Here is a 4,294-nt window from a genome sequence, read left to right on the forward strand (position 1 = left end):
GCTGATCGTCATTGCGCTGGCCGTCGGTCTGGTGCTCGGCGCCATCAACGGCCTGCTGGTCTGGCGGCTGAACATTCCCTCGATCGTGGTGACATTGGGCACGCTGACCATCTATCGTGGCGCGACCTTCGTCCTGTCCGGTGGCGCCTGGGTCAATGCCGACAAAATGAGCCCGGACTTCATCGGCTTTCAGCGCGCCGCCTTCCTCGGCATTCCGGTGCTGTCGTGGATCGCCATCCTGGTCATTGCGCTGTTCTTCGTCCTGATGACGCGCACCGCGCTCGGCCGCTCGATCTATGCCATCGGCGTAAACCCGACGGCTTCCGTCTATGCCGGCATCGATGTCGGCCGCACCAAGTTCATCGTCTTCTGCATCTCCGGCATGATCGGCGGCCTGTCAGGCTATCTCTGGATCTCGCGCTATGTGATCGCGTCGGTCGAGGTCGCCAATGGCTATGAGCTCAACATCATCGCCGCCTGCGTCATCGGCGGCATCTCGATCGCCGGCGGCATCGGCTCGGTCGGCGGCGCGGTGCTCGGCGCACTGTTCCTGGGCATCATCTCCAACGCGCTGCCGGTCATCAACATCTCGCCCTTCTGGCAGATGGCGATTTCTGGCAGCGCCATCATCCTGGCCGTCGTGCTCAACGCGCGCGGCGAACGCCAGCAAGGCCGCATCATCCTCAGAAAGGTGGAGGCGTGACCGACATCCCTGCTCCGCGCCACATTCCCGACCGGCTCGACAAGCCGCTTCGTTCGGCGATCTTTTCCTGGGAAGCGCTGCTGGTCGTGGTGGCCGTCGCCATCTTCGCCATCAACAGCTTCGCCTCGCCCTATTTCCTCGACCCGTATTCGCTGTCCGATCTGACCTTCAATTTCACCGAGAAAGGCCTGATCGCCTTCGCCATGGCGCTGCTGATCATCTCGGGCGAGATCGATCTGTCGGTGGCCGCCATCATTGCGCTGGCGTCGACGATGATGGGCATGGCGGTGCAGGCCGGCGCCGGCATGCCGGTGCTGGTAGCGATCGGCATCGTCGTCGGGCTCGGCTGCGGCGCCTTCAACGGTCTGCTGGTGACAAGGCTCGGTCTGCCCTCGATCGTCGTCACCATCGGCACGATGAGCCTGTTTCGCGGCATCGCCTTCATCATCCTCGGCGACCAGGCCTACAAGGGTTATCCCGCAAGCTTCGCCTTCTTCGGCCAGGGCTATGTCTGGTGGGTGGTGTCGTTCGAACTGGTGCTCTTCCTGATCGCGGCCGTCGTCTACTGGTTCCTGCTGCACCGTACGAGTTTTGGCCGACGCGTCTTCGCCATCGGCAACAATCCGATAGCTGCGCAGTTTTCCGGCGTGCGCGTCGGCCGCACCAAGTTCCTCCTGTTTTGCCTGACCGGGCTGATGTCGGGCATCGCCTCGGTGCTGATCACCTCGCGGCTCGGTTCGACGCGGCCATCGATCGCGCAGGGCTACGAGCTGGAAGTCATCACCATGGTGGTGCTCGGCGGCGTCAGTATCCTCGGTGGCGCCGGCAGCATTGTTGGGGTCGTGCTCGCGGCCTTCATCATGGGGCTGGTGACCTTCGGGCTTGGCCTGCTCAACGTGCCCGGCATCGTCATGTCGATCTTCATTGGCCTGCTGCTGATTATCGTCATTGCCCTGCCGATCGTCTGGCGGCGACTCCGCGGAGGGCGTTGATGGCCGAGAAATATGCATTCAAGATGAAGCTGAAGCCCGGCATGAAGGCCGAGTACAAGCAGCGTCACGATGAGATCTGGCCGTCGCTGGTGTCACTGCTGAAGCAGGCCGGCGTCTCCGATTATTCCATCCATCTCGACGAGGAGACCAATATCCTGTTCGGTGTTCTGTGGCGGCGTGACGACCACGGCATGGACGAATTGCCCGGATATCCGGTGATGCAGCGCTGGTGGGCTGAAATGGCCGACATCATGGAAACCAGGCAGGACAACGAGCCGGTGGCCGTGCCGTTGGAAACCGTGTTCCACATGGCATGAGTGCGATGCGCCACATCGCCGTTATCGACATCGGCAAGACCAACGCCAAGGTGGCGCTGGTCGACCTCGCTACGTTGAGCGAGGTGGCGCTGCGCCGCATGTCCAATGCGCCGGTGCGACAGGCGCCTTACCCGCACCACGATGTCGAGGCCCTGTGGGCATTCATCCTCGAAAGCCTTGCCGGTCTCAATCGCGAACAGCGCATCGACGCCATTTCGATCAGCACCCATGGCGCGACCGGCGTGCTGGTCGACGCGGCGGGTGAACTGGTGCTACCGGTGCTCGACTATGAGTTCGACGGCCCCGACGGGCTGGCCGAGGGTTATGACGCGATCCGCCCGCCCTTCTCCGAGACCGGCACGCCGCGCCTGCCGCTCGGCCTCAATCTTGGTGCTCAATTCTTCTGGCAGCAGAAGAGCTTCCCGGCGGAATTCGCCAGGGCCGCCGCGATGCTGATGTACCCACAATACTGGGCGTTGCGCCTGACCGGCATCGCCGCCAACGAGGTCACCTCGCTCGGCTGCCACACCGACCTGTGGAACCCGTGGACGGCGGATTTCTCATCGTTGGTCGACAGGCTGGAATGGCGCGGGCTGATGGCGCCGGTGCGGCCGGCCAGCGACCGCCTCGGCCCGATCCTGCCCATCGTTGCGATGCGAACCGGACTCGATCCGCAAACGCCGGTGTTCTGCGGCCTGCATGATTCCAACGCCTCGCTTCTGCCGCATCTTCTCTCCGACAAACCGCCTTTCTCCGTCGTCTCGACCGGCACCTGGGTGGTGTCGATGGCGGTCGGCGGCAAACAGATTGCGCTGGATGCCGCGCGCGACACGCTGGTCAATGTCAACGCAATCGGCGATCCCGTTCCCTCGGCGCGCTTCATGGGCGGCCGCGAGTTTTCCGGGCTGACAAAGGATCAGCCGGAGCAGTGGACCGAGAATGATGTCGGCGCCGTGCTGGCGCGAAAAATGCTGCTGCTGCCGTCGACCCAGCAAGGCTCGGGGCCATTCCCGCACCATGCCGCGGCATGGGTCAACGCCGACGGCCTGAACAGCGGCCAGCGCTTTGCCGCCATCTCGTTCTACCTGGCATTGATGACGGCAACCTGCCTCGAACTGATCGGCGCGGACGGCCCGACCACGGTCGAAGGCCCCTTTGCCCGCAACCGGCTCTTTGTCGGCATGCTGGCGGCAGCCACGGCGCGCGCCGTGGTTGGGTCCGAGGCCGCCACCGGCACCAGCATCGGCGCGGCGCTGCTGGCATCCGATCAGCCGGCGACGCACGGCAAGGGCGAAAGAATAGAACCGCCTGTAGACCCGGCCTGGGTCGACTATGTCAGCGCATGGCGCTCGGCAGTGGACGTGCAGGGCTGATCAGAGAATCCGTTTGCCGAAAGCCGACATGACGAAGTTGACCGCGTCGGTGCCGATCCGCGGCTCCAGATCCGCCGTCAGGCCCGAGACATCCATCGACAGCAAGCCACCGGAGAGCGCGATCGCCTCCATCGCCTGGTGCGTTTCGCGCACGGTCAGCCCGCCGGAGCCCGCAGCCCAGCCGGCGAATTCGGTTGCGGTCGGCGAATAGCTGACATGAAAGCCTTGCGTGCCTGAGGTGGCGATGCGGATCGCTTCGTGCATCAGGTCGCGCATGCCCATGGCGTCGATGTCGGTCATGGTGAAGGCCGACACGCGCGAATCCTTCAGCACCCGCGCCTCGGCCGGATCGGCGTGGCGCAGGCCGACGATGACGACATTTTCCGGCGACAGCTGCGGCTGCAGCGCGCCGGCCTTGTGATCGAGCCCGAGCGATCGCGCCAGGACCGAACATTCCGGCAGGTCGATGCCCTCCTCGTCCTCTGGCATCAGGGCGGCGATGGAATCGATCCAGATCAGGCCGAAAGAATGCGTCGCGCGAGCCGTCGCGGTCAGCGCCTTGTGGGCGATGCGACGATCGACGCCGGCAATCAGCCGGACCAGCCCCGATGGCGGCCGCTCGACATCGGCGAGTTCCACCACGTCGAAGTTCATCGCTTCCAGCCGGGCGCCGGTGCTTTCCCGGGCCAGGATGCCGGCAGCTCCCTGCCCGGCCGTGATCTGCACCATCTTGCGGCCGGAAAAATCCTCGACGTCGTGCATCGGGGCCTTCTCGACATATTCCGAGGTCATCGCCAAAAGCATGGCGCCATAGCTCATGCGGAAGGCGACGCGGTCGCCGACGGAGGGCCTCGGGTCGGCATCGGCGACATCCAAAAGCAGATGATCGCTGGAGGCGCCGAGCACCCT

Annotated in this window: 5 protein-coding genes; 4 read left to right on the forward strand and 1 reads right to left on the reverse strand. The window is 64.6% G+C overall.

Annotation, left to right across the window (positions count from 1 at the left end):
* From EN906_RS24650 to EN906_RS24665, 4 genes are all read left to right on the forward strand, one after another.
* The coding region (locus tag EN906_RS24650; RefSeq protein WP_164777330.1) for an ABC transporter permease at nt 1-703 on the forward strand (703 nt) is incomplete at its 5' end.
* Nucleotides 700-1,695: an ABC transporter permease gene (locus tag EN906_RS24655; protein WP_127269351.1), complete on the forward strand. Its 996-nt coding sequence runs from the start codon at nt 700-702 to the stop codon at nt 1,693-1,695. The genes EN906_RS24650 and EN906_RS24655, both read left to right, overlap by 4 nt.
* Entirely contained in the window at nt 1,695-2,012 is a 318-nt protein-coding gene (gene rhaM, locus EN906_RS24660) for an L-rhamnose mutarotase (RefSeq protein ID WP_127269350.1), read from the forward strand. The genes EN906_RS24655 and rhaM overlap by 1 nt, the downstream gene beginning before the upstream one ends.
* Nucleotides 2,009-3,385 (forward strand): FGGY-family carbohydrate kinase, encoded by a 1,377-nt coding sequence (locus EN906_RS24665; protein ID WP_127271724.1) that lies wholly within the window; start codon nt 2,009-2,011, stop codon nt 3,383-3,385. The genes rhaM and EN906_RS24665 overlap by 4 nt, the downstream gene beginning before the upstream one ends.
* Here the strand turns inward: EN906_RS24665 and EN906_RS24670 are convergent.
* Nucleotides 3,386-4,294, reverse strand: a 909-nt coding sequence (locus tag EN906_RS24670) for an arginase family protein (protein WP_206529161.1), incomplete at its 5' end; no start/stop codon positions are given. It lies immediately after the preceding gene.

The sequence above is a fragment of the Mesorhizobium sp. M7A.F.Ca.CA.004.06.1.1 genome, assembly GCF_003999135.1.
Taxonomy (GTDB): domain Bacteria; phylum Pseudomonadota; class Alphaproteobacteria; order Rhizobiales; family Rhizobiaceae; genus Mesorhizobium.

Coding starts and splice junctions, on each gene's coding strand:
- rhaM (WP_127269350.1), top strand. CDS start 1,695: ATGGCCGAGAAATATGCATTCAAGATGAAGCTGAAGCCCGGCATGAAG.
- EN906_RS24665 (WP_127271724.1), top strand. CDS start 2,009: ATGAGTGCGATGCGCCACATCGCCGTTATCGACATCGGCAAGACCAAC.